The organism is Rhodococcus tibetensis (genome assembly GCF_024438035.1).
Taxonomy (GTDB): Bacteria; Actinomycetota; Actinomycetes; order Mycobacteriales; family Mycobacteriaceae; genus Rhodococcus_F; species Rhodococcus_F tibetensis.
Map to the genome: position 1 here is coordinate 64152 of NZ_JANFQF010000009.1, position 25280 is coordinate 89431.

At 63.2% G+C, this 25280-nt stretch carries 25 protein-coding genes and 1 pseudogene; 11 read left to right on the plus strand and 15 right to left on the minus strand.

Annotated features, from left to right (window positions below; all coding sequences use genetic code 11):
- Positions 1-268 precede the first annotated feature (268 nt).
- The gene (locus NOF53_RS12630) at positions 269-2524 is read left to right on the plus strand and encodes a hypothetical protein (protein WP_255968717.1); all 2256 of its coding nucleotides are present in this window, start codon (positions 269-271) and stop codon (positions 2522-2524) included.
- Positions 2525-2698: 174 nt separating this feature from the next.
- Here the strand turns inward: NOF53_RS12630 and NOF53_RS12635 are convergent, their stop codons facing one another.
- The 5 genes from NOF53_RS12635 to NOF53_RS12660 form a co-directional block, all read right to left on the minus strand.
- On the minus strand, positions 2699-3079 hold the full coding sequence (locus tag NOF53_RS12635; protein ID WP_255968719.1) for a hypothetical protein: 381 nt from the start codon (positions 3077-3079) through the stop codon (positions 2699-2701).
- A 220-nt stretch (positions 3080-3299) separates the two neighbouring features.
- Complete coding sequence (locus tag NOF53_RS12640) at positions 3300-3890, minus strand: SMI1/KNR4 family protein (RefSeq protein WP_255968720.1); 591 nt, start codon at positions 3888-3890, stop codon at positions 3300-3302.
- A gap of 894 nt (positions 3891-4784) precedes the next feature.
- Positions 4785-5144: a hypothetical protein gene (locus NOF53_RS12645; protein WP_255968721.1), complete on the minus strand. Its 360-nt coding sequence runs from the start codon at positions 5142-5144 to the stop codon at positions 4785-4787.
- A gap of 658 nt (positions 5145-5802) precedes the next feature.
- Positions 5803-6132, minus strand: coding sequence for an MDR/zinc-dependent alcohol dehydrogenase-like family protein (locus tag NOF53_RS12655; protein ID WP_255968730.1), 330 nt, complete (start codon positions 6130-6132; stop codon positions 5803-5805).
- On the minus strand, positions 6105-6812 hold the full coding sequence (locus NOF53_RS12660; RefSeq protein ID WP_255968732.1) for a zinc-binding dehydrogenase: 708 nt from the start codon (positions 6810-6812) through the stop codon (positions 6105-6107). Before NOF53_RS12660 ends, NOF53_RS12655 begins: the two co-directional genes overlap by 28 nt.
- A gap of 236 nt (positions 6813-7048) precedes the next feature.
- On the opposite strand from NOF53_RS12660, the gene NOF53_RS12665 reads away from it, so the two are divergent.
- From NOF53_RS12665 to NOF53_RS12675, 3 genes are read left to right on the plus strand one after another with little or no spacing between them, the layout of a single operon-like run.
- Positions 7049-8017: a polysaccharide deacetylase family protein gene (locus tag NOF53_RS12665; protein ID WP_255968734.1), complete on the plus strand. Its 969-nt coding sequence runs from the start codon at positions 7049-7051 to the stop codon at positions 8015-8017.
- A 52-nt stretch (positions 8018-8069) separates the two neighbouring features.
- Positions 8070-10169, plus strand: a complete 2100-nt coding sequence (locus NOF53_RS12670) for an SDR family oxidoreductase (RefSeq protein WP_255968736.1) — start codon at positions 8070-8072, stop codon at positions 10167-10169.
- Entirely contained in the window at positions 10166-10621 is a 456-nt protein-coding gene (locus tag NOF53_RS12675; protein ID WP_255968738.1) for a MaoC family dehydratase, read from the plus strand. The genes NOF53_RS12670 and NOF53_RS12675 overlap by 4 nt, the downstream gene beginning before the upstream one ends.
- Before the next feature lie 146 nt (positions 10622-10767).
- Here the strand turns inward: NOF53_RS12675 and NOF53_RS12680 are convergent.
- Both NOF53_RS12680 and NOF53_RS12685 read right to left on the minus strand, forming a co-directional pair.
- A pseudogene (locus NOF53_RS12680) lies at positions 10768-10995 on the minus strand (VOC family protein); the annotation flags it as partial.
- Between the two features lie 144 nt (positions 10996-11139).
- Positions 11140-11736 (minus strand): TetR/AcrR family transcriptional regulator, encoded by a 597-nt coding sequence (locus tag NOF53_RS12685; protein WP_255968740.1) that lies wholly within the window; start codon positions 11734-11736, stop codon positions 11140-11142.
- Positions 11737-11834: 98 nt separating this feature from the next.
- Between NOF53_RS12685 and zapE the strand changes: the two genes are divergently transcribed.
- Positions 11835-12854 carry a cell division protein ZapE gene (gene zapE / locus NOF53_RS12690; protein WP_255968742.1) on the plus strand — a complete coding sequence of 340 codons (1020 nt, stop codon included), beginning with the start codon at positions 11835-11837 and terminating at the stop codon, positions 12852-12854.
- A gap of 371 nt (positions 12855-13225) precedes the next feature.
- On the opposite strand, the gene NOF53_RS12695 is transcribed toward zapE, so the two are convergent.
- From NOF53_RS12695 to NOF53_RS12710, 4 genes are all read right to left on the minus strand, one after another.
- The gene (locus tag NOF53_RS12695) at positions 13226-13531 is read right to left on the minus strand and encodes a hypothetical protein (protein ID WP_255968744.1); all 306 of its coding nucleotides are present in this window, start codon (positions 13529-13531) and stop codon (positions 13226-13228) included.
- A 118-nt stretch (positions 13532-13649) separates the two neighbouring features.
- Positions 13650-13841, minus strand: a complete 192-nt coding sequence (locus tag NOF53_RS12700; RefSeq protein WP_255968993.1) for a cold-shock protein — start codon at positions 13839-13841, stop codon at positions 13650-13652.
- 375 nt (positions 13842-14216) lie between these two features.
- Positions 14217-14672, minus strand: coding sequence for a DUF8820 family protein (locus tag NOF53_RS12705; RefSeq protein ID WP_255968746.1), 456 nt, complete (start codon positions 14670-14672; stop codon positions 14217-14219).
- A gap of 29 nt (positions 14673-14701) precedes the next feature.
- Positions 14702-15934 carry a DUF6745 domain-containing protein gene (locus tag NOF53_RS12710; RefSeq protein ID WP_255968748.1) on the minus strand — a complete coding sequence of 411 codons (1233 nt, stop codon included), beginning with the start codon at positions 15932-15934 and terminating at the stop codon, positions 14702-14704.
- Positions 15935-16356: 422 nt separating this feature from the next.
- Between NOF53_RS12710 and NOF53_RS12715 the strand changes: the two genes are divergently transcribed.
- Together NOF53_RS12715 and NOF53_RS12720 are read left to right on the plus strand one after the other, a co-directional pair.
- A complete protein-coding gene (locus NOF53_RS12715) occupies positions 16357-16584 on the plus strand; it encodes an RGCVC family protein (protein ID WP_255968750.1) in 228 nt (75 codons plus the stop codon).
- Positions 16585-16845: 261 nt separating this feature from the next.
- Positions 16846-17082: a hypothetical protein gene (locus tag NOF53_RS12720; RefSeq protein WP_255968751.1), complete on the plus strand. Its 237-nt coding sequence runs from the start codon at positions 16846-16848 to the stop codon at positions 17080-17082.
- 57 nt (positions 17083-17139) lie between these two features.
- On the opposite strand, the gene NOF53_RS12725 is transcribed toward NOF53_RS12720, so the two are convergent.
- The 4 genes from NOF53_RS12725 to NOF53_RS12740 form a co-directional block, all read right to left on the minus strand.
- Positions 17140-17544 carry an Rv0313 family protein gene (locus tag NOF53_RS12725; RefSeq protein WP_255968753.1) on the minus strand — a complete coding sequence of 135 codons (405 nt, stop codon included), beginning with the start codon at positions 17542-17544 and terminating at the stop codon, positions 17140-17142.
- A gap of 115 nt (positions 17545-17659) precedes the next feature.
- Complete coding sequence (locus NOF53_RS12730) at positions 17660-18130, minus strand: SRPBCC family protein (protein WP_255968755.1); 471 nt, start codon at positions 18128-18130, stop codon at positions 17660-17662.
- On the minus strand, positions 18108-18467 hold the full coding sequence (locus tag NOF53_RS12735) for an ArsR/SmtB family transcription factor (protein ID WP_255968757.1): 360 nt from the start codon (positions 18465-18467) through the stop codon (positions 18108-18110). The genes NOF53_RS12730 and NOF53_RS12735 overlap by 23 nt, the downstream gene beginning before the upstream one ends.
- Before the next feature lie 57 nt (positions 18468-18524).
- Positions 18525-19688, minus strand: coding sequence for a sensor histidine kinase (locus NOF53_RS12740; protein ID WP_255968759.1), 1164 nt, complete (start codon positions 19686-19688; stop codon positions 18525-18527).
- Positions 19689-20149: 461 nt separating this feature from the next.
- Between NOF53_RS12740 and NOF53_RS12745 the strand changes: the two genes are divergently transcribed.
- The 4 genes from NOF53_RS12745 (at position 20150) to NOF53_RS12760 (ending at position 25260) form a co-directional block, all read left to right on the plus strand.
- Complete coding sequence (locus NOF53_RS12745) at positions 20150-21292, plus strand: XdhC family protein (RefSeq protein ID WP_255968761.1); 1143 nt, start codon at positions 20150-20152, stop codon at positions 21290-21292.
- A 76-nt stretch (positions 21293-21368) separates the two neighbouring features.
- Positions 21369-22274, plus strand: a complete 906-nt coding sequence (locus tag NOF53_RS12750; protein ID WP_255968763.1) for an FAD binding domain-containing protein — start codon at positions 21369-21371, stop codon at positions 22272-22274.
- A gap of 2 nt (positions 22275-22276) precedes the next feature.
- Positions 22277-22861: a (2Fe-2S)-binding protein gene (locus NOF53_RS12755; RefSeq protein ID WP_255968765.1), complete on the plus strand. Its 585-nt coding sequence runs from the start codon at positions 22277-22279 to the stop codon at positions 22859-22861.
- A complete protein-coding gene (locus NOF53_RS12760; protein ID WP_255968766.1) occupies positions 22858-25260 on the plus strand; it encodes an aerobic carbon-monoxide dehydrogenase large subunit in 2403 nt (800 codons plus the stop codon). The genes NOF53_RS12755 and NOF53_RS12760 overlap by 4 nt, the downstream gene beginning before the upstream one ends.
- Positions 25261-25280: the final 20 nt, after the last annotated feature.

Here is a 25280-nt window from a genome sequence, read left to right on the forward strand (position 1 = left end):
AACTTGTGCCAGCCAGTCCTCAGCACCGGCGGCAGTCGCCGGGCTATCCGGCGGAAACATACTTTCGACGAGTCGATGAGTTCATCCCCTCACAGTAATCCTGAGTCAAGAGTCGTGGTCCGATAAGCGATCCGCTTACGGGATCAAGCTGAGCGGCACGGGTTCGGCGTACATGCCCCGATCAACGTTGGTTTATTGGATCACGGGTGGATACGGGCTCCGGCTACGCCGTTCGGATCTGTCGGAGAGTACGTGTATAGATGTCTCGGTGACCGCTGACGACGCTGCCATCGATTCGCGATCGCAGGAATTTGCTTCGGCGTGGGCGCACCACGACATGGCCGAGAACTGTCGAAGTCTAATTCAGACTGCCTGGAATGAGCTGGGCGGCTCGGACTTGTTCGGCACATGGATTGGAGCCGATGACGACGGCTCGGGAAGTATCGCTGTCACCGTCGATTGGCCACCGGAAGCCCAAGAACTGCAAAAGGTCGCGCGGGAATTTGTAGAAGAATTGCACGCCTCCCTCGACGATGCCGTTTCGATCGCTGAGAAGATTGTCTCGGGGTCGTTAACAACTCCTGATAATCCGGCACGGTTCCCGCTGTGCAGCAACCTCGACGAGTTTATTGCCCACGACAAACGCGGAGGGATGGCCGGGCTTCGTCCGGATCATATGCAACTCCTCGAGGCGTTCCAGCCCTTTGCCGATGATCCGGCCATTGATATGTCGGTGAACTTGGTTCGCCGAACTATGCGGCTTCTCTCAAGCGTCACTACACGGAGCACGAACTCTGAGGTGGTGACGGTGTGGGCACACTCGGCGTCTCCCATAGTGCTGGTCGACACGCCGCAAGTCGTCGCCGGGCTTACAGTCGAACCTGCAGGGCGAGTTGTTGACGCCTACACCGTTGCGCGGTTCCGACTCGAACCGGCCGGGCCCGCACGCCATTTGCGCGGAAATCCACAGGTGGCGCTGGATATTGCGTTCAATGCGGAGCCTTGGCCGATCGATCCGAACGACACCTTCGCTCTGCGATGCCATCAACTGCTAGTGGTGACTGCGGAAGTTGTTCGATCTTTCGAGCGGTCTTTCGGACTGCGATCGACCGAGGTCCGGGACCGGAACAGGGGCGGTGGCATGCCCCCGAGCCACGAACGTGACACATCGACTTGGGCGCCCGTCGACTCAAGCGCAGTGCCCGAGCTCGAGATCGCACTGAGTGAATCCGATCTCGGACTCGCCGTATATCGCGACGGTGACGAAATGATCATGATCGTTAACACCGAAGACGGTGTTTTCGGGAGAATCGTGCCTCAGCCTGTTGCACTCGATCCGGATCTGCGGCGCGGGATCGCGGCGGAGAACGCGACGTTGGGAGCAGCCGCCCGATGGGGTTTGCCCGACTTCGTCCTGACACCACTGACGGTGTCGAAGTCGACGGCAACGCGCGAACTAGGCGACGGCACAGTTATTTTTGGAAACCGTGCCTTAGCGATTCAAGTGAAGGCACGCGACCACCCCGGTCCCAAACCCGAACGCGAACGCGCGTGGATCGCCAAGAACGCCGCCAAGGGTGCACGTCAGGCAGCGGGCTCGGTACGGTCGCTCAGCGATACGCCCGTGTCGATGACTAATGTCCGCGGACGTTCGATAAAAGTCGACGGTAAGTCCCTGGACTGGGTGGGTGTTGTGATTGTCGATCACGACGACCCTCCTGACAACATCGCGCCTGTCGAAAGTACACCGGCCCTGCCGATCGTCGTCCTTCTGCGGCGCGAATGGGAGTTCTTGTTCGACCACCTGCGATCGGTCACCGCTCTGGGTTCCTACCTGCACCGCATCAAAGGCGATGCGGTCGCCCCTGGTGATCATCCGGGGCACTACTACGAGCTGGCCACCGCAGACGAACGCGCCACACCGAATCCAGGGCGACTACCGGTAGCCCTCGGCTCCGGGGAACAGCGATTTTCGTATCCGCTGCTGCCCATGGAACCGGCCTCAAGCCTTGACGAACAGGGCGCAGCGATGTTCCGACAGATGCTGGAGGACCTCGCCACGTCGCCATGGGATCGACCTGAGGAAGATCGACTGACCCTTCTGCACTTGCTCGATCGACAAGCTGTAACTGAGCGAGCGAGAGTCGGTCGACGCATGATCAGCCTGCTACGCGGCGCATCGTCCGTTTCGCGCGAAGCAACACGATTCGATCTCCGACGGTATGTGTTCGGTGAGGGGGATCTTCAACTCGGGTTCGGGGTGTGCAACAAATTAAGCGCACATCACCGCGAAGCGTTCCGCAGATGGGTGATGTTGCGTCACCACGAGTGGACCGAAACCCTTCCCAGCGACGGCCGAGAGGATATCTGGACAGTAGCGATACTTCTGACACCCCGCCACGACGGGCTACGCCCTTGGGACATCACTGTGTTTGCGATCTACGGTGTACTTGAGATCGACGAAAGTGACCTCGAAGCACTTGACCTGTTGTGGAACAGACCGAGCGCAGAAATTAATGAGTGAGTGATTTTGCGGCATCACATGCAACGCCGGAGGCGACCAGCGATTCGAGGCAGTCAGTGACCGTTCCGGGATCGGCAACCGGCACATGGGACACCATGGGCTCTGATGGAGTGGATATCGCCTGTGACGGCCGCCGATACTTTGAGCGGTCAACTGATCACTCGATGCAGGTCATCACCTTCCGGACTTGAACTGGACCACCGTGCTTGCGGCCACCTCTGACGTCGGCCACATCTCGATGAGGTACTTCTCGTCGTCACCGATCTCGTCGTACTTCAACGCCCGGCCCGAAGCTGACACTCGAACTCTGTGTGCCGTTGGACCTTGTGGGGTGAGCCCATCGGATCTGCCGGGGATGATGTTTTCGAACGAGTATCCGCCGGCGACGTACACACCGCCCTCGGTTGTTCGTAGATCGCCTTCGTTGATGTCATCCCACGAGGTGTCCATCGGTGGTTCAGCATCGAGCATGGAAACGGTGACGTCGACCAACCCACCGGAGACCCCCGTTTTGATAATGGCACCGTCCGTGCCGAAATGAACGAAGCCTTGCACACCTGTAGGAGGCCACATCAATTCATAGGACACTGGCTCCTGTATCAACCAGAGAAGATGATCACTGACGCGGACGCTGCCGTGGTACTCCATCGGTCAATCGTCCCACCCGTGCCCTGGGTGGTGAGCTTCCTCGGCCGGTCAAGGATCCGGTTGCGGAACTGGTCGGGAGCTCGACGTTCGGACGCCTTGGAGTACACCTCAATCGCCTGATCGGACGCTATGGCTGATAGTCCCATCGGAGTAAACCGTTCTCGATGACCGGCACCCACCCCTCGCAGTGCACTCCTTGCTCTAGCGCCGTCGCCGTGCAATCGAGCATGTCCGCGATAGAGTCCCAACGGAAGGCTGCACCACCCTCCTTGTAGAACTCGACGACACAGCCACTGCGGACACCGCCACGGGTGTCGACCGCAAGGTAGTTCCCGGCCCCGTCGCTTCCAATCGGAATGAACGCAGGTAGGAAGGTCTCTGTCTCGGTTCCTGCCGGCAGCGCCATCAAAGCCTCCGTGCCACCGAGGTCATCAGTGTTGTCTTGCCACAATTCAACCAATTCGTCATGAGTTCGGACCGCGAGAGCAACCGAGATTGGCTCATTGCTCGGCAGCACGATCGACTCCGGCTGGCTATCGAACCCGCCGTCATGCAGTGCGAACCACTCGTGCAACTGCGCAGGCCAGATCCGACCCGTTGCAGCCTCGGCTGCATGTACGGCTTGCTGTCCGGACGGCGGTAGCACCCGCGACGCCGTCGTGGGGGCATGCTGCTCGCACCATCGAATGATTCGAACCCAGTTCGCCTCAACACTCATTGCGCAAACCTATCGACGTCAACCCTGGATTGCGGCCGAAACACCCCCGGCTCGCTGGGCTTTCCGGGGCCGACGCTTCCCTCGTCGAACCTCCACCGAGATCATGCGGCCGGTCTTCGAGCAGTCCTGGCGTTGACAGTGACGGCAGCCCCTAGGAGGGAGCAGGCGGTCGCACATCAACCGACGGTTTGGAGCTCCGATGCGAAGGCCTCAGCCGACGCGGTCGGGTGGGGTCCTCAGCCGAACCGGCATCAAGTGGCTGCAGCCGTCGATCGGTGACCGTTCTCCGATCCGCTACTGACGACATCTTCTGTGCCGCAGAAGTTATAGTCCGCCGCCTACTCCACCACCGCTGCTGTTGAAGGGAAAAATCTCGGTATGGGACCCGTCCACGCGTCGAGGTGATACCGACGAATAGGCGCTCGGTTTCCGGTCATGGAGAAGCCCTCGGAGTCCACGGAGGAGGTCTCGAAACGTCATCCTCTGGAACCAGCGTCTCAGGTTGGGCGAGGGCTCAGACTCGTACGGGATCGGTTCCTTGCGCACGTAGTGCTCCATAAACCCAGGTTAGTCGGCGAACGGCCACCAGAAGTAAACGTCGTCACCTAACCCGATCATCGCATTTAGCCGAAGATCGGGCCGAAGACCGTTATCAGCGGGTACACCGTGTACCAGTAATGGTCACCGAGCCAGTACCACATCGGGGAAGGGGACATCGGGGATCCTCTCGTCGATCGCACGGCAAGTGCTCGCAGCCACCCCGACCTACGTCAACGTTCGCCCAGCTGGCCGGCCCTGTCAACCGAGTCCCGCACGTCAAGGACGCCAGGAACTCTGAAGGATCGGCGACCGGTCAACGATCGGTGACCGGTCAGCGATCCGCAATCGGGGCGACTACTGACCGAACGTGAAGCGCAGGTTCGCGTTGATGAGTTCGTTCACTCGCTTGCGCATGCGGACGGTCGTTTCCCCGTCCGGGACCGGTTCGTCGACGATCAATGTCCAGGACAGAGTGGTGCAGCCGTGTGGTGGGCCAATGATGTCGAATCGGATCCGTGCATCCGGTCGCCACCGCCATATCGATGTCCAAACGACAAGGTTCGGTTCGACAGCTTCGGCAATCGCGGGACGTTGTTCGTCAGTGTGCAGGATCAGCCACGGACGAACCGGGTCACGGTCCGGGTTGGTGAGAGCTTCGTAGACGATACGAGGCGGCGGTGGTTGGGTGCGACGCCGGCCGGCAATTTCGGGCACACCGAACCATAGCGTTGCTTCTCAGGCTTCGATCACCGTTCGATGAAGGAGTTCGTTCACCCGGATAGTCTCGGTATGAGTTACGAACCAGACTCGCCAACAACGATGACGATGACAAGGGATCCATTGGGGCGTTGCAGCAAACCAACACCTGGCCTGGGATTGGCTATCGTAGGCGTGGGTTCTCGCAATCAGTCGTTCATGTCCTCCATGACCGCGCCGGGCCTTGGCGCGGTCGGGTGCGCCCCACTTCCCAGTAGTGGGGACGGTCGATCATGGGCGACGGCAGATCGTCCTTTCGTAGCCGCACGTCTTCGCATCGAGCCCGAAACAGATGTGCTGGTGCACCGCCGCTATCGGCTGGGTCACCGGGCACCCCTTCATCGTCTACGGGCCACTCTCGAACGGCGCAACGCAGGTGGGCTACGAAAGCACCCCCAACTCCCCGAACGAGCACCGCCACTTCGACAGCCTCGAAAAGTGCGGCTTCACAATCTACTCGCCAGGGTGGGGCGCTGGCTGTTCGCACGCCGATCATGGTGGATCGCGGCGGCGGGTCGAGGAGTACTTCCAGCAGGCCATTGCATGCATAGGAGGTCGTATCCCGGCCGCGCGGTGACGGTATACGACCTCCGACTGAGGCGGCGTCAGAGGCTGGCTACGCAGTCAGGTCGATGATGAGCTTGCCTGGTTGGCCGTTGGAAAACGACTCCACGAAGGCGGCCGGCAGCTGCTCGAATCCGGGCAATACCGATTGCACGGCCTCCAACTGTCCGGAACTGATGAGTTCGCCGAGCGTGGCTTCAACCTCTGCTGCGCGGTCCATGTAGTCGAGCACGACGAATCCTTGCGTAAGGATTCGCTTGGTGAGAAGCTGTCCGAAATTGATTGGGCCGGAGGGCCGTTCGGTCAAGTTGTAGCCGTCGATCAGGCCACACAACGCGATGTGTGCGTGGTTGTTCAGCCGGGCGATCGATGCCTCGAACATCGGGCCCCCCGAGTTTTCGAAGAGGCGGTCGATGCCGTCCGGTGTTGCCGCCTCGAGTTGGTCCTTCCAATCCGGAGCTTGCGTTCGACGACGGCATCGGCGCCCAGTCGGGCCACCATCGAGCACTTCTCGGCGCCTCCTGCGATGCCGACAACCTGTGCGCCCGCCTGCTTCGCGAGCTGGACAGCCACGCTTCCGACTGCGCCAGAGGCACCGGAGATCAAGACGGTGTGCCCTGGTTTCGGCCGCAGGATGTCGCACACTCCGGCCCACACGGTCAGCCCCGTCATCCCGAGGACGCCAAGGTAGTGCTCCAAGGGAACGTCCTCACGTGATGCGATGCGATCCCAGTCAGTACCGGGCGAGCTGACGATCTGGCGCCGTTGCCAGCCGACGAAGCCACGAACGATGTCGCCCGCGGTGAAGTTGCTGTTGCGTGAGGCGGTCACGCGTGCCAGACCGAAAGCGCGAACTGGCTCTCCGAGTGCGCCTGGCGGAAGATAACTCGGTCGGTCGTCGAGCCAGCCCCTGATGGCCGGATCGATCGAGATGAAGAGGGTCTCGAGTGCGACGTCGCCAGCGTTGAGTTCGGGCAGGGCGACGTCCTCCACGCGGAAGTCCTCCAAGCTCACGTGCCCGTGGGGGCGCTGCGCCAGGACGATCTGTTGTGATGAATTCACGGTGTGCTACTCCTTCGTCACCAACGACGGTAGAAGTCATAACAAGGCGAAACTTGGCCCTACGCGCACGGGACTCGAAGGGCGCGCACAGCGCGCATCTCAATGCCGAATGCGTGTGCGCCTGATGAAAGCAGATACGCGCAAACAGCCAAGACGTGATGTCCATCACTTCATAGGGTCGGTGACAAATGGGCTTCGTGCCGAGGAGCCCTCCTGGAAGATCCGGAGTCAACGCAATGAATGACACACGCGCCGACCGACCTCTCGAGATTGCGGTCACGATCGACGACTTCGTCCTGTGGGACGGCGTTCCCATGCCAGACGACACGACTCCCACTGACATCACGCGCTCTGTGGCGAAAACGCTGAACGACTACGAACTCGCGGGGACCTACGGCTTCTCCCACACATACCGGCTCGAGAACGAGCCAGAGCAAATCGAGGCCTTCGAGGCGTGGGCCGAAGCGGGCCATCACCTGGGCAACCACACTCACCAGCATGCTCCACTGCGCTGGATGCCCGACGCGGCATTCCGACGCGATTTTGAGACGGCCGAGAAGTACATCGGTCATCTGATCGACGCCGCACCGTCGAAGTACTTCCGGTACCCCATGGACATGTCATCAGGATCGGAACGACGTCGAGGGGAAGTCGAGAATTACCTCGCAGATCTCGGCTACCGCACTGCCCCGATCACCAGTTGGTTCAGTGATTTCGCGTTCATCATGCCGTACTTCCGCGCGATGACCCTTGGCGACAAGGACGTGCAGAAGCAGGTACGCGACCTGCACGTGTCGACCGCGATTGACATGCTCTACAAGCACGCGGACACCGCGCACACCCTGTTCGGTGCCGACGCGCCTCTCATCTGGCTCGTACACGGCACCACGATCTCTCGTGACACCCTCGCTCCGATCCTCGAGGCATTCCTCGAGCGTGGCGTGGAGTTTGTAACCCTCGATGAGGCGATGAAGCATCCGGTGAACTTCGGGAAGCCGCCGTGTAGTGAGAGCTTCACCAACCAGCTACAAAGGTTCGCGATTGCTGCGGGCTTGCCGAAACCTGAACTCGACTTCGAGCGGCTTGCCGAGATCCTGAACCTCGCGCCCATTCCCGGCCTCGACACTATGGCGACTTACGAAGATCGCATGTTCAAGCCGTTGGCTAAGCGGGTGGGAGCCGAATACGACTGGGATTGGTCCTGAGTCGGCAATCCACATTCACAACGTCACGCCGTCATCATCTGAAAGCAGGATCATGCTCAACCTGGCCACCATGCTTGCCGACACTGCTCGACGCACTCCCGGCAGAACCGCTGTCATCGAAGGTGACCGAACCCTCACCTTCGGTGAAATCGATGCGGCTGCGAACAGTGTTGCCCATTTTCTTCTCTCACGGGGGTTGCGCCCAGGCGACCGCGTCGCCTTGACGATCGCGAATGTTGTCGAGTTTCCGATCGTCTACTTCGGCATCCTCAAGGCCGGTGGAGCCGTCGTTCCGCTCAACACGATGCTCAAGCGGGAGGAGATTGCCTACCACCTCCGTGATTCGGGTGCGACGGCATACTTCTGTACCGTGCCGGGGCTAGACGACGAGGCGTGGCGCGGATTCCAGGACGTCGAATCCTGCGAGCATCTGGTCACCCTTGGCTCCGCCATGCTCGATGAGCCAGGCGTGGGAACAACCTTGGCTGACGCATTGGCCGAACACCCCGCGGAAGACGTCCTGCAGGTGACCGAGGCAACGGACACAGCGGTGGTCCTGTACACGAGCGGGACGACCGGCAAGCCGAAGGGGGCGGAGCTCACCCACGCCAACATGGTCCTCAACGCCATCGGGCATAACCAACTGCTCGACGCCCGAGCCGACGACGTACATCTGGTCACTCTTCCGCTCTTCCACTCGTTCGCACAGACCGTACAGCTGAACGCCGGTTTTACATTGGGTGCGACCCTGGTCCTGCTGCCGCGATTCGACGCAGCTGAGGCACTGGCGTTGATGACAAAGCACCGGGTGACGGTCTTCGCCGCTGTCCCGACGATGTACTGGGCTCTGCTCAACAAGACCGCTGACGGAATAGACGTCGACCTCGCCGGTCTCCTGCGAATCGCGCTTTCCGGCGCAGCTGCCATGCCCGTCGATGTGCTGGAGCGGTTCAGGGATGTCTTCGGTGTCGGGAACCGGGAAGGCTACGGACTCTCCGAAACCAGTCCGACCGTCACGTTCAACCCGCTCGACCAACCGAACCGGTCGGGATCGATCGGCAAACCGATCTGGGGAGTAGAGGTGAAGCTCATCGGCGATCACTGGAACGAGGTCCCCGCCGGTGAGCCAGGAGAACTCGCCGTACGTGGATACAACGTGATGAAGGGATACCTGGGGCGGCCCGAGGCGACAAAGGACGTGATCCGCGACGGCTGGTTCCGGACGGGCGATATCGCAACGCGAGACGAGGACGGCTACTACTTCATCGTCGATCGCGCCAAGGACTTGATCGTGCGGGGAGGCTTCAACGTCTATCCGCGCGAGCTCGAGGAGGTGATCATCGGCCATCCAGAGGTCAGCCTCGTGGCCGTCGTCGGAATCCCCGATGAGCGAATCGGTGAGGAAGTGAAAGCCTTCGTCATCCGCGAGCCCGGATCGGAGTTGAAGGAGGAAGACCTGATCGGCTGGTCACGGGAACGGTTGGCGGCTTACAAGTACCCGCGCCTGGTGGAGTTCAGGGACACCTTGCCGGACACGATCACCCAGGCCGGAGGCACCGCACTTGCTGTCGGCGCAGATGTCTCCAACGGAACTGGTGTCGAGAAAGCAGTGGATAAGATCACAACGGAGCTCAGAGAACCGGTCGTTCTGGTCAACAACGCCGGCATCACCCGCGACAATCTTCTATTCAAAATGTCGGCCACCGACTGGGATACCGTCATGAACGTCCACTTACGTGGCTCGTTCCTGATGACGAGAGAGGGCCAGGGACACATGACTCAGGCTGGTTTCGGACGAATCATCAACCTCTCGAGCGTGTCGGCTCTCGGAAACCGCGGCCAAGCAAACTACGCCGCAGCCAAAGCCGGGCTGCAAGGTTTCACCAAAACTCTAGCCCTCGAACTCGGCAAATTCGGCGTCACCGCCAACGCAGTTGCTCCCGGTTTCATCGAGACCGAGATGACAGCCGCGACGGCAGCGCGAATGGGAATGAAATTCGACGATCTCAAGAAGAGGGCGGCCGCCGACATCCCCGTCGCCCGAGTTGGGGTCCCCGAAGACATCGCACACGCGATCTCATTCCTCGCGAGCGAGGGAGCTGGATTCGTCTCCGGGCAGGTTCTCTACGTCGCCGGAGGGCCCAAGATATGAAGACACTCAACGGAATCGACGATCTGCACGCCGTGGCGAACACCCGGATCGGCTACTCGTCATGGCACACCCTCACCCAGGAGAAAATCGACTCGTTCGGTGACGCGACGGGTAACCACCAGTGGATTCACGTCGATCCCTCACGGGCTGCTGACGGACCGTTCGGCGCCACCATCGCCCACGGACATCTGCTGACCTCGATGATCCCGATGCTTGTATGGGAGGTCTACGCCGTCGACGGCGTCCGAATGGGAATCAACTACGGGTCGAACAAGGTCCGATTCCCAGCACCCGTACCCGTCGGCTCACGGATTCGGGCCACGGTTGACATAGCAAACGTTGAAACCGTTCCCTCGGGCGCCCAAGTTGTCACAGGCGTCACAATCGAACGAGAGAATGCCGACAAGCCGGTTTGTATTGCAGAGATCGTCAGCATCTACATTCCGAAATAACGTCGCAAATTTGCGTAATCCCCACTGGCAGGTCCCCGATAGTCGGACCACGTCGTTCTAGAGTCGCGATTGTTCGAGTTCAGTCGATCTCGCACCCGTCCACCGGTTGGTGGGTGTGGGTGCAGTGGGCAGCGTACTCGGCCGGCGTCAGGTAGCGCCGTGGAACAACGGGCACGCCGGGACCCTCCGTCGGGCGGCCCCAGCATTGCGATCTCACAGTGCGCGCCGGAGATGCCGCAGACGGTCTCCACAAACTCGCCCTCCACGGATCCGGTGCCCTCTACCTCGAGGCCCAGTCCGACGAAGAACGCCGTTACCGAGGCGCGGTCCGCGACGGTGATGCCGATGTGGTCGAAACGTTGTACGTGTGCCATGGGATCCATCCTCCAATTGTTGTCTTGCCGATTCGATGCTGGGACGGAGCCGGGGCTGGGATCTCGACAGCGAGTCCCCGATGGTGGATCGCTGACCGGAATAGATTCCGTGCGGGTGGTTCTGGCTCGTCGACTGTGGGCACATCATCGACTCACAACGAGTGTGTCGATCCAGAGGGTGATCGCGGTCCGCATCGAATCGCGGTGTTCGGCGAAAGAGCTACTGGGGACGAGAGTCCGCGCCCCAAATGTAAGATCGAACACGAGTCCCTCGAGCAGGCTGATGAGGTCACGTGCGGCAAGTTGGGGGTCGGACGCGCCCAGAGCACCCATCAGTGCCGTCGCCTCGGAGCGCGAGAACAAGCACGACGCCAGGCCTGTTCGCAGGGCGTCATCGTTTGTCGCGTCCACGACCAGTGCGTACCGGGCCCGCACATCCCTGCGACGGTCCACTAGCAGCGTTTCGAGTTGGTCGGCGATCAGCCTCCCTGCCTCGTCGGTCGTCTGCGGCGGGACCGACGAGACGGCCTTGTCGAAGAGTTCACGGGACCGGCGCGCCAGGTGCGTGATGGCGGCGGACACCAGGGCGTGACGGGTGCGGTAGTAGTACGAGGTCGAGCCCCGGGCCAGGCCGAGCCGTGCGTCGATTCCCTGATGCGTGAGCGCGTGGTTACCGCCTTCGGCAGCAAGATCCAGCGCGGCCTCGCAGATGAGATCTCGACGTGAGCGACGGTCAGCCATGCCACCATCCTCCCAGAACTCTACGATGCTAGAGTTTTGGGATGCGTTGGCCTCGCCGGACTTCACCTCCCCGTCGCTCGCTCCACGTAGAGGAGTCTGTGTTCGACACGGCTGCGGAAGAACTGGGGTTTGCTCTCGACGACGCGCAGCTTCGGGCCGCGGCAGCACTCGCGACCGGTGCTCGGAATCTGTATCTGTGGGGCCCCGTCGGACGGGGTAAGAGCTGGTTGATGGCGACGTACTTCGCTGCACTGCCGACCGACCGGAAGATGCGGATGCACTTCCATGAGTTCTTTCGCGACCTACACCTGGCCATCCGAAGACATGGCAACGACCTTGCGGCTGCCTTGGATGAGCTCCTCGGTGGCTTGGATCTCGTGTGTTTCGACGAGTTCCATGTGCACGACCCCGCGGACGGCAAATTCATCGCCCGCCTACTGCCTGCACTTCTCGATCGGAAGATCCGGGTCATCCTGACCTCGAACTATCCTCCACGCTCTTTGCTCCCGAATCCGATGTTCCACGACGACTTCGTACCCGCGATCGAGCTGATCGAGCAGGCGCTGACGATCATCGCCATTGACGGTCCCGTCGATTACCGCACCATCTCCAGCCACGAGGCGGGCTTCGCCGCCGGATGGTGGGTCAGTCCTGGCACTGCAGAGCAACAAGCGCGTCTCGGACTCCGCCCGCCGAGCCCCGACGAACGCAGGACACTCGCTCCGGCCGGGCATCCCGTACACGTCCGGCGCGCGACGAACCAATGCCTGTGGGTGGACTTCGTCGACCTCTGTGAGAACACCACCGCCCCCGTCGATTACCTCGCACTCACCCAACAGTTCCGGACGTGGGTTGTCAGCGACGTGCCGAATCTTCGGGCGTCAGGACGGGAGCCAGCTCAACGCTTCGCGAACGTCGTTGACGTGCTGTACGACCGTGACATCACCAGCATTTTCCTCTCGACCACGCCCTTGGACGCACTTTCGGACGGCACCGAACTCCCTGTCGATATTGAGCGAATCACGAGCCGGCTCGGCCAACTCGGACGACTTGAACTCGCGGCCGGGGCAGTTGACCCCAAACGCGATAGTCCTCATCCCAGATCCAGAGTTGGCTGACGTGATCGTAGGATCTCCGCTAATCGATCAACGTCTCACCGCTGCTGTGCCGGCGGTGCGTTCCCGGCCAGATCCAGTGGCCGGTACCACGGATATGCCTGAGCCAGAGCGCGGTCAAAGAAGCAAGGTGGGCTGCCGGCCAAGAAGCCGCCTGCGGTCTTCGCCCTCTGTATTCGAGGCCAAACTTGGAGTAATACCGCTCCTCGGTCGGCGGATCGTCGTCTTCTCGATGCCCGCCCAATGCCTCTCTTCGTGTTCACCTCGTGAGCGCGCACTCGGTAAAGACCAGCACCTCTCGCTGTCACCGACTGGTGAAAAGTGCCAAGTGCATCAGCAGCGAACGGGTAGTAGTTGCCGGCCGCCGCCCTTGTTCAGGCGCTCAACGCGCGGAACCCGATCTCGACTGTCTCCCAATTACCGAAAGCCAGCTCGATCGGCTCGCTGACAAGAACTTGAACCGTCAGATGCACTCTGCCTCGCATCACCGTGGTGACCACAGTGACGACGCCAGGTGCAGCGGCGAGCAGATCGAATCCCTCTGGGGGATCCGGAGGTGGGAGATAGTCGTCGACGTCCTCGGCGGAGGTGACACCCGGATATGCAGGGTCGGCCTGAGAATCATCGATCAGGCAGATGGACCTGAACTCCGCCATGACCCAGCCGCTCATTTCGTCCATCCGCCAAGAACTCCCCCACCTGAAAATCTATTTCTACTCGAACATGCCCTATCAGAGATCCTCATCCGGCGATGGAATGAGGACCGCACCCACCGGGTGCGGTCCCCCGCAGACTTAGTTAGACAGCCCGCACATTCGTGGCCTGCGGGCCCTTCTGGCCCTGGCCCACCTCGAACTCCACACGCTGGTTCTCATCGAGCGACTTGAAGCCGCTGCCCGAGATTTCCGAGTAGTGCACGAAGACGTCCGGTGTTCCGTCATCGGGTGCGATGAAACCGAAGCCCTTCTCGCCGTTGAACCACTTCACGATGCCACTGCGCCATGCTGATACTCCCTAAATGTCGATCCGGGCACTCACATCGAATTCCCGATCTCGATACCGCTGATCCTGCCACCCGAAGAACGGCCCCGAACGACCGCACCTGATCTGGGAAGCGGACATCTGAGAGAACGTGGTGCCCATGCCGTGAGACGGACGATGAACGCGAAGGTCGAAGCATCTCAGATGCCATCGGCGGCGAGAATCTACAGGCATCCTGACCGTCACATGGTTTGGGGATCGCGTTGTTCGACCCCTTGCCTAGTAACCATGCCATTTGTGCGAGGGGTATCCCTAGAGATGTTCTGATCTTCGGGGTTCCTGATACGAGTGCAGTTCCGATACTTCAGACGACGTCCCCGAACGTTAATCGGCGACCAGTTGCGCCCACCCGGAGGACCGCCCGACGCCCTGTTCTCGTTGCCGTCCGATGACATACCGGCCAGGGGCGATACCGGTGGCTCCGTGCTCGGGATGAATGAGGTAAGCGGTCACTCGGGTGTCGAGGATACCGAGCGCAAGCCGCCGGGGGTCGTTCACGGGCGTTGACCACGTGCAGACCCCTTCGTCAGCGACCAGGCTGTGCGGGTTCCCGCCCACAGCGCTACGCAGCAACTCCACTCCTGAGAGCGGAACATTCTCCGACCGCGTCCACGTGGTGGGCGTGACGATGTCGGCGACAAGCGAATACGGGATCACAAGTAGATCCCCTTGGGCCTGCAGGCCGTCGATGACGGGTATGGATACCTCCTGGTCGAGATAGTCGAACACATCGAGGCCGGTAAGGGCAGTGAGAGCGGACAAGGTCGTGCTTGAATTCATCTGAGACACCTTCGAGTTCGGGTTTCGGGTCAGGTTCGACGAACGAGACGGGCATAGTCGGCACCGTCGAGTCCATAGGTCCAGCCAGCGGCGTCCAGTGCGGACGAGATCCATCCGGGCACGTGAAGGCCATACCGTCGACGATGTCCGTCGCGTTCGGAAGGACCGTTGACCGCGAGCAAGATACGGCCACTGCGCCCCCAACCGTCCGGTGTCGCGTAGAGCTGAAGAGTGCAACCGACATTGCCGGGATCGTCGGCTCGGTCGACCAGTGCGAGTCCGGCCGTATCGATGTAGGTGTCCCACCCGATGCGCTCGATCGCGCATCGGCGGATCTCGACGTTGCGTTCGCGTGCGATGCGTTCGGCAGTCGGGTCTCGGACGACCCAATCCGGGACGATGGTTCCGTGCTGAACGAACACTGCGCGACCGTCATCGAAGTGGACTGCAGGGGCATCCGAGTGGTGCAGCCGTCGTTCGTTGTGCACTCGGCCCGGTATGGACTCGAAATGAAGGGCCGTCGGTCGTTCAGCCATGACACACACGTTGTCGAACGCCCACCACCATCCGGTTGCGCCAGTCAGCGCGGCATTGGCGTCGAGTAGCTCGTCGTCGTCGGAGTGGAATTTGGCGAGGCCGAGCCGACGGTATGTGTTGTAGTAGGCGACTCGGTGGGCTTCTTGCTGTCCGTACCAGGTCACACCGACGACGACAGGGGGCAAGAGCGTCCGTATTGCAGCGGCGACCCCGTCGAAAAGTGTGGTGTGCAACGAATCCCAAACGGCGGCTCGGATGATCCGATCGGGGCTGACGCCCGCGCGGGCAGCATCCTCGGTTGACTGGACCCGCGCGGTCTCGACCGCCCAGCGTTCGCTGGGCCAGTCGGATCTCCTCCGCTCGATACGTGCGTCCATACGTCTGCGGGATTTCAACAGCAGGGTAGCGATACGGGCGGAGGCGCAGCGGACTCCGTTGCCCGCGAGCGACATCGACGTTGACAATCCCTCGGCGGCGATCAGGTCCGATCCGGCGACGGGAGACGGAACCCAGACGAACTTCGGCTCTCGGGACCCTGATTGCCGATACAGTTGCGCGACAGCCGATTCTGCAGTGGTGCGATCGGAGGGGTATGCGCACAGCCCGTGCCCGAGCCATGTGTCGCGCACGGCCTTGACGACGGACAGGTGCTCAGAAGAGACATCAGCGTTCTCGGTGAATGTCGCTCGGTGTCGAGCCACCGAGCGACACGGTGCGGCGCTCACGCGACCGTGGCGGTGTCCGCCTTTCCGGTAGTCATAATTCTAGAGCGTGACACGCGGACGCGGCGAGTGCAAGGGTGACCGACCCTGCGTAAACAGATCCGCCGGCACCCCACAGCCGGTAACACCCCTTGCGCGTACACAGCGAGAAGCTGCGGAACCAGCGCATCGGCCCTCCTGCGTGGGGGCGTTCTACACCATCGGCCCGCAACCACCCGTCTGCGACGAGAAGGGCTCGGTACGACGACGCCGCCGGACCGGACCAGTCCGCTGTTTGGGTGCCATGACCCGCGACCTCGAAGGGGCCGGCGGGGAAGAGTAGCGTCGTGGGTGTCGAGGGCCATTCGAATATGCGCGGTCAAGCCATATCGTCCTCGGCGCCCAAACCGGCCCGAAGTTCAAGGGCCGAGAACTGGAGCGCCGCCATGGCGTCGAACCCGACTGTTGTATCGAATTCTGTAGCAACTTCTGAGTCAACGAGCGATGCGCAGGCACTGGATTCAACTCCGTCCTGCACGGCATGTCCACACAGTGCTGATTCTCACGATGCGCTCGGTATTCGGTTCTGCGCCGTGACCTCGGAGCGAAACCTCGACCGACACTGCATCTGTTCCGACGGACAGGCGACTGGGCAGCACTACTCCCGCTACTGACCGCAGTCATCGGCTTTCTGCCCGGGTGCCGCCCACGCCCGCGGGAACGCTTGTGTGGGCCCCGAGGCGCTCGCGCGCAGGTCGGCAGTCAAAGCAGTCAGGAATCGAGAAGCGCCGGTCCCCGAACCGCAAATAGAGTCACCGTCACGACCTGGTCGATGGGCCGCGAATTCAGAAAGCGACCATAACCGGCTCTTCTGTCAGGGACTCGCGACCGCGCTGCATCCTGCTGCCGATACACCATTGAAGGACGTGATGAGAATGAAGACGATGACGTGCAAACAAATGGGTGGCCCCTGCGATACCCCGTTCCACGGTAACAAGGCCGACGAGGTCATCCAAGCGCAAGACAAGCATCTGAAAGAGATGGGCGCCCAGGGTGACCACACGCATCAAAGCGCCTTGAAAAGCATGCAGGACAGGTGGAAACGGCCCTTGTCAGGCATGGGGTGGTACATGAAGACAAAGAAGGCCTTCGCCGCACTTCCGGAAGACTGATCGGTGGCGGCCTGCTCGCACCACGAGCAGGCCGCCACCGAAACTCTCCGCGTCCGGTTACTCAGCTTCCGGTGGTGTCGGTTCCTTCGGCTGGTCGAGGACGCTGACGGTGACTCCGTAGGGAAGGAAGCGCACCGATCGCCGCGGATCGGTGTTGTGCTTGTGGGCGCGGAGGGCATCGAGTTCGGTGGCGTACACCTCCTCGACGCGGGCGAGTCCGCCGTCGTCGACGCTGTAGACGGCCCACACGCCGTCGCCGGTTTCGCCAGTCGTTTCCGGCTGAGGTCCGGGTCGCTTGGTTCTGGCGGCGATGTCGGCGAACAGGCCGGTCCAGGGAATCTGGGCGTCCGCCTCGACGAACTGAACGATCTTGTCCTTGAAGCCGCGCAGCTCCTCACTCGCTTCGCGAATCACGCGGTCGAGGTCGTCGGGGTCGAACCCGAAGGGTCTCTCGTTGGCCATGGCGGTCTCCTGACGGTTCGACCCACCCAACGTCCGCGGGTGGGGTACCCCCTCCAGTGTGGGCACGAATCCACATCGGCGCCACCTCCGTCACGGCGAGGACCGCGGCACTCCCCTACCGCTCCACCAGCGCGGCGAGCTGCGCCACCACAGTGCCCCACCCGTCGGCAAAACCCATTTCCTCGTGCAGGTTCCGGTCCGCGTTGTTCTTGTGCATCGCATGAGCCACATATTCGGTGCCCTGCGGATGGTCACCCAGGGTGATGATCGCGGTCATGAACGGGTTTTCTGCGGGTCGCCATCCAGCGACGAGAGAGTTGGTGAAGACGATCCGTTCGAGATGGTCGACCGCGAGGAAGCACCCGTTGATGTGGGGCGCGAATTCACCGCCGTCCTCGCTGATCTGGGTGGCGAAGGCCCCGCCGGGACGAAGGTCCATTTCCAGAACCCGACACTTGGCGGGAGCCGGCACCCACCATTGTTCGAAGCTGGCGGGATCCGTCCAGGCATCCCAGACAGCCGACCGCGGCGCCTTGATGATGCGCGAGATCGTCAGGTCGAGCTCATTTGTCAGTGATGGAACCATTCCGATTGTCCTCTTCTCGGGTAGTGACGAACTGTTCGAGCCGGTCGGTGCGGCCCTCCCACAGGGCGCGTTGCTCCGCCAGCCACGACTGGGCGGTGATCATCGACTCCTGCTCGAGGGCGCAGGTGCGCACGCGCCCTTGTTTGCGGGTCTGAATCCACCCACTGTCCTCGAGGAAACGGATGTGCTTCATGAACGACGGCAGCGCCATGTCGAACGGTTTCGCCAGTTCGCCGACACTGGCAGGCCCTTCGCCGAGCCGTGTCAACACGGCCCTGCGGGTGGGATCCGCGAGTGCCTGAAAGATGCCGTCCAACTGCTCCGAATACTGAGCCATAAGGCAAAGTATCACCGACGCAATACTTAGATCAAGAGCTAACTAATGCGCCCGGGTTCAGTCCTCGAGTTGCAGCGGTAACTCCGCGGTGACCCGCCAGCTTCCGTCGGTTTGCCGACCCGCCTCCAGGGTGCCGTGCAGAACGGCCACCCGTTCCCGCATTCCGAGCAACCCGTTGCCCGAGCCGAGGGTGAACTTCTCCGTCGCGTTGCCGTTGTCGGTGATCTCGACGAGCACGTCGACATTTCGGCGGCGAACCCGGACCTTCGCCCGGGGACGCTCACCCGCGTGGCGCAACACATTGGTCAACGATTCCTGGACCAGCCGGTGGATGCCCAGGCTGACGGCAGGGCTGATGTCGTCCAGTTCCCCGGTGAGTTCGAGCTCGACCGGCAAGCCTGCGCTGCGCATCATGTCGACCACCCGGGCGAGACCAGCGGTCCCGTGCTGGGGCATGTCGTCGACCGCGGGTTCGGTTCGCAGCAGCGACACCGTGCGCCGCAATTCCGCCAGCGCCTCCCGCCCGGTACTCGCAATGTTGGTCAGCGCCTGCTCCGCCACCGCCGGGTTCTTCGTCAACGCATACGACGCGCCATCTGCCTGGACGATCATGACGCTCACGGCGTGTGCCACCACGTCGTGCAGTTCCCGGGCGATGCGCGTCCGCTCCGCGGCCACCGCGTCCTCGGCGCGGCGGTCGCGGTCGTAGTCCGCGACGGCCAACCGCGCGGCCACCTCCTCGTCGTAGGCCCGGCGGGCGCCGAGGAATTCGGCAGTGATCCAGGACAGTGCGTAGATCAGCGCGGAATACAGACCGACCTCGATCACCCTCTGTTCGAGCAGCCAGATGGAAAGGACGGAGTCGACGACGAGCCCGACCGCATAGATGGCAGCCGTCCGCCGATCGACATACGCCACAAGGGTGTAGAGGGCCACGGCAAGTCCCAGGAGGGCGGGATGCTCGGCGTCGACGTCACCGATCGAATAACTGACGAAGGTGACGGTGACGGAGATCAGCAGAATGGCGCCGGCGGCCGCGCGCGGATACCGGCGGCGCCACACGATCGGCACGCACACCAGAAAGCCCATGAACAACTGCACCCACGGCGGCCTGTCCTCGGAGGCCGCGAACACGAACACCTCGAGCGTGAACAAGATCGCCGCCAGCATGGAGTCCGCAACCGTCGGCTTTCCTCGCAGCCACAGACTGAACCTTCGCATGACCACAGCGTAGGTATCCCGGGCTCCGCGCCGAAAGTCACGGGATCCGACGAGTCGATGGACACCTCCCTCGAACAACCTACGGCCGGTAGGAAAGACACCCAGTCCCTTGTCGTGGACGTCGACGAGACCGACACCCATCCCGAAACACTCGGACGAATTCACCCCATCAGTTGCTTTCCCGACACCCGATACACCACGTCACGCTCCGCCCCTGTGAGCGCTGGGGCCGTCCGGACACCGTGTCCCCGGGGCCGCCGGGGATGATGACTACGGTTCGGTGGAGTCAGGGGCAGTTCCGAAGTGCCTGCGCGGCTCGCATTCGCCGGGGTGGGGACGTCCCCGTTCTCGCTGGCGCCGGTGGAGGTCGAGGTTCCTGTCTCCCAGGCCGAACTCGTTTCGGCGGAATAGTCTTGTAACCGAGCGTGATCACACGTCCGACTCGAGCGGGAAGGGTACTGATGCGCGACGTGCTGGCGGACCTGATGGCGGTGTGGGCCGCGGGTGGGACGGCGGGTGTGGGAACCGTGGTTCGCACGTTCCGCTCCGCGCCGCGACCGCCGGGGGCGTCGATGGTCGTGGCGCCCGACGGCAGCGCGTCCGGTTCGGTGTCCGGCGGCTGCGTCGAGGGAGCGGTCTACGAACTCGCGTCCGAGGTCACGGCGGCCGGCACGCCGGTGCTGCAGCGGTACGGAATCAGCGACGAGAACGCGTTCGAGGTGGGTCTCACCTGCGGTGGAATCATCGACATCTTCGTCGAGCCCGTGTCGCGGGACAATTTCCCCGAGCTCGGTGAGATCGCCCGGGACATCGAGAACCACCGGCCGGTCGCGGTCGCCACCGTCGTGGCGCATCCCGATGCCGCCCGCGTGGGGCGCCGGCTGGTCGTCCGGCCCGAGAACGTGAGTGGCTCGCTCGGCTCGGACCGTGCCGATTCCGCGGTCATCGACGACACCCGGGGCCTCCTCGCGGCGGGCGGCAGCACGGTCCTGACGTACGGCACCGACGGTCAGCGTCGCGGCGAAGGTATGGAGGTGTTCGTCGCCAGTTACGCGCCGAGACCCCGCATGCTCGTGTTCGGGGCCATCGACTTCGCCGCCGCGGTGGCCAGGCAGGGCGCCTTCATGGGATATCGGGTGACGGTCTGCGACGCCCGCCCGGTGTTCGCGACGCACGCGCGGTTCCCGACGGCCGACGAGGTGGTGGTTGACTGGCCGCACCGCTATCTCGCTGCGCAGGCGGAGGCTCAGGCCATCAACGGCCGGACCGTGATCTGCGTGCTCACCCACGACCCCAAGTTCGACGTCCCTCTCCTCGAGACGGCGCTGCGCCTCCCGGATGTCGCGTTCATCGGCGCCATGGGATCACGCAGGACGGACCTGGACCGGCGCGAACGCCTGCGTGAGGCCGGCCTGACCGACACCGAACTCGACCGGTTGTCGAGCCCCATCGGCCTGGACATCGGCGCCCGGACACCCGAGGAGACGGCGGTGTCCATCGCCGCCGAGATCATCGCCCGCCGGTGGGGTGGCACGGGGCGCCCGCTGGCGGAGTCGAGCGGCCGGATCCACCACGAGGAACACGTCGATTCCTGCGTCGACTAGGGCCGTACACCCGGGGTTGACGGACCCAAGGTTGTTGCGCAGGCTGAAAGGATCCACGTTTGTGAGGTAGGTCACAATGCAAGCACCAGGATCCTTCGAATACGAGCGTGCAAGGGGCGTCGAGGACGCCATCGCCCTGCTCGACCGGCTGGGCGACGAAGCCCGCCTCGTCGCAGGCGGCCACAGCCTGCTCCCCATGATGAAACTTCGCCTCGCCAATCCCGAGTTTCTCATCGACATCAACGACCTCGAGAGCGAACTCGGCTACATCACTACCGAGCGGTCGAGGCTGCGGATCGGTGCGATGACACGGCACCGCCGACTGCTCGAGTCGGATGAACTCGCGGCGGCGTTCCCCCTCTTCCGCGACGCGGAGAAGGTGATCGCCGACCCGGTGGTCCGAAACCGCGGGACCATCGGCGGATCGCTGTGCCAGGCGGATCCGGCCGAGGACCTCACCACTGTCTGCTCTGTTCTCGACGCCACGTGCGTGGTGCGTGGGCCCGGCGGACGCCGCGAGATCCCCATGTCCGAGTTCCTCGTCGGGCCATACGAGACGGCGCTCGCACACAACGAGATGCTCACCGAGATCGTGCTCCCGGTCCACGGCCACAGCTCCAGCGCGTACGCGAAGGTCGAACGGCGGACCGGGGATTGGGCGATCACCGCGGCCGGAGCGGCCGTCACGGTGGAGGGCGGTGAGATCGCCCGGGCCGCTGTCGGCCTGACGGCGGTCAACCCGGTTCCGTCCGGACTCTCGGATGTCGCCGACTACCTGACCGGACGTCCCCCGTCCGAGGAGGCGTTCGCCCAGGCCGGCCGAATGGCCGCGCAGGCTTGTGAGCCCGTCGGGGACGCCCGCGGCACCGTCGACTACAAACGCCATCTCGCATCCGAACTCACGATCCGCACACTCCGTACAGCGGTCGACCGGGTGCTCCGCAGCGACGTGGAGCACGAGCCGACCGGAGAAGAGGCATAGCCATGCAGGTGAACATGACCGTCAACGGTGAAGCAGTGGCCGCCGAGGTGGAAGCGCGCATGCTGCTGGTCCATTTCCTCCGCGACCAGCTCGGCCTGACCGGGACGCATTGGGGCTGCGACACCAGCAACTGCGGCACGTGCGTCGTCACCGTGGACGGCGATCCGGTGAAGTCGTGCACGATGCTCGCCGCGATGGCGAGCGGACACGACGTTCGCACGGTCGAGGGCCTCGAACACGACGGTGAACTCGATCCCGTCCAGCAGGGCTTCATGCAGTGCCACGGACTGCAGTGCGGGTTCTGCACCCCCGGCATGATGATGACGGCGCGGGCACTGCTCGACCGGGAGGAGAGCCCCGACGAGGCCACCATCCGGGAAGCGATCTCCGGGCAGATCTGCCGCTGCACCGGGTACACCACGATCGTGCGCTCGATCCAGTGGGCTGCGGACCATCGGGCGGGCGAGGCCGCCGAGCCGGAACCGGCAGGCGACTTCGACGCGGAGGTGCAGGAGGACAAGACGCGGGGCGCCGAGGGCGCACCGATGACAGTCGAGGAACACGCGACGACCGGAAGTGCATCATGACCACCGTCGAATCCCGCCCGCCGTCTGGCGGCGCGGACATCGTCGACAACGACAAGAAACCCTGCGGCCACGGCCGCATGCTGCGCAAGGAGGATCCCCGCTTCATCCGGGGGCTCGGAAATTACGTCGACGACATCACCCTCCCCGGCATGCTGCACCTGGCGATCCTGCGGTCGCCGGTCGCGCACGCCCGGATCGTGAACATCGATACCACTGCCGCACAGGAACACCGGAAGGTGACGGCAGTGGTGACGGGCGCCGACCTCGCCGCGAAGAACCTCGCCTGGATGCCGACGCTGTCCAACGACGTGCAGGCCGTGCTGGCCACCGACAAGGTGCGTTTCCAGGGCCAGGAGGTGGCGTTCGTCATCGCCGAGGACCGTTATTCGGCCCGGGACGCGCTGGAACTGATCGACGTCGAATACGACATGCTCGATCCCGTCGTCGACGCGCGCGCCGCGCTCTCACCCGACGCGCCGGTGATCCGCGACGACCTCGAGGGCAAGACGGACAATCACTGCTTCGACTGGGAGACAGGCGATGCCGCCGCAACCGAGGCCGTGTTCGCGAAGGCGGACGTGGTGGTGAAGCAGGAGATCGTCTACCCCAGGGTGCATCCGGCGCCGATGGAGACGTGCGGTGCGATCGCCGACGTCGACAAGGTGTCCGGCAAGCTCACCCTGTACACCACGTCCCAGGCACCGCACGCGCACCGGACGGTCTACGCCCTGGTCTCGGGGATCCCGGAGCACAAGATCCGCGTGGTGTCCCCGGACATCGGCGGCGGATTCGGCAACAAGGTCCCGATCTACCCGGGATACGTGTGTGCCATCGTGGCGTCGCTCGTGACCGGCAAACCGGTGAAGTGGATGGAGGATCGCAGCGAGAACCTGATGAGCACGGGCTTCGCCCGCGACTACATCATGGTCGGCGAGATCGCGGCGACCGCAGAGGGCAAGATGCTCGCGATCCGCACGAAGGTGCTGGCCGACCACGGTGCGTTCAACGGCACTGCGGCCCCGGTGAAGTATCCGGCTGGTTTCTTCGGCGTCTTCACCGGCAGCTACGACATCGAGGCCGCGCACTGCGCGATGACGGCGGTCTACACGAACAAGGCGCCTGGCGGGGTGGCGTACGCCTGCTCGTTCCGCATCACCGAGGCCGTGTATCTGGTCGAGCGGCTCGTCGACTGCCTGGCGTTCGACCTGAAGATGGATCCGGCGGAACTGCGACTGAAGAACTTGCTGAGGCCGGAACAGTTCCCGTACACCAGCAAGACCGGGTGGGTGTACGACTCGGGCGACTACGAGACCACCATGCGCAAGGCCATGGACATGATCGGCTACCAGCAGTTGCGCGAGGAGCAGAAGGAACGCCGCGAACGCGGCGAGCTGATGGGAATCGGCATGTCGTTCTTCACCGAAGCCGTCGGTGCCGGACCCCGGAAGGACATGGACATCCTGGGCCTGGGCATGGCCGACGGCTGCGAACTGCGCGTCCACCCGACGGGCAAGGCCGTCGTGCGGTTGTCGGTGCAGACCCAGGGGCAGGGTCACGAAACGACGTTCGCGCAGATCGTGGCGGAGGAACTGGGCATCCCGCCGGACGACATCGACGTCGTGCACGGCGACACCGACAACACGCCGTTCGGGCTAGGCACCTACGGCAGCCGGTCGACACCGGTGTCGGGGGCGGCCGCGGCGCTGGTGGCCCGCAAGGTCCGGGACAAGGCGAAGATCATCGCCTCCGGAATGCTCGAGGCCTCGGTCGCGGATCTGGAATGGGAGAAGGGCGAATTCCATGTAAAGGGCGATCCCTCGGCGAAGGTGACCATCCAGGACATTGCGATGCGGGCGCACGGCGCCGGCGACCTGCCGGAGGGAATCGAAGGCGGACTCGACGCGCAGATCTGTTACAACCCCGAGAATCTGACGTACCCCTACGGCGCGTACTTCTGCGTCGTCGACGTCGATCCCGGCACCGCGGTGGTGAAGGTGCGGCGGTTCCTCGCCGTCGACGACTGCGGCACGCGCATCAACCCGATGATCATCGAGGGGCAGGTCCACGGCGGCATCGTCGACGGCATCGGTATGGCGCTCATGCAGATCATCGAGTTCGACGAGGACGGCAACTGCCTCGGCGGATCACTGATGGACTACCTGATCCCCACCGCGCTCGAAGTCCCGAAGCTCGAGACCGGTTTCACCGTGACCCCGTCGCCGCATCACCCGATCGGCGCGAAGGGCATCGGTGAGTCCGCGACCGTCGGATCGCCCGCAGCCGTGGTCAACGCGGTTGTGGATGCGCTCGCCCCGTTCGGTGTCCGGCACGCCGACATGCCGCTCACCCCGTCCCGGGTGTGGGAGGCCATGCAGGGTCGCGCGACGCCCCCGATCTGAATGTCGCCCGTCGGCTGCGA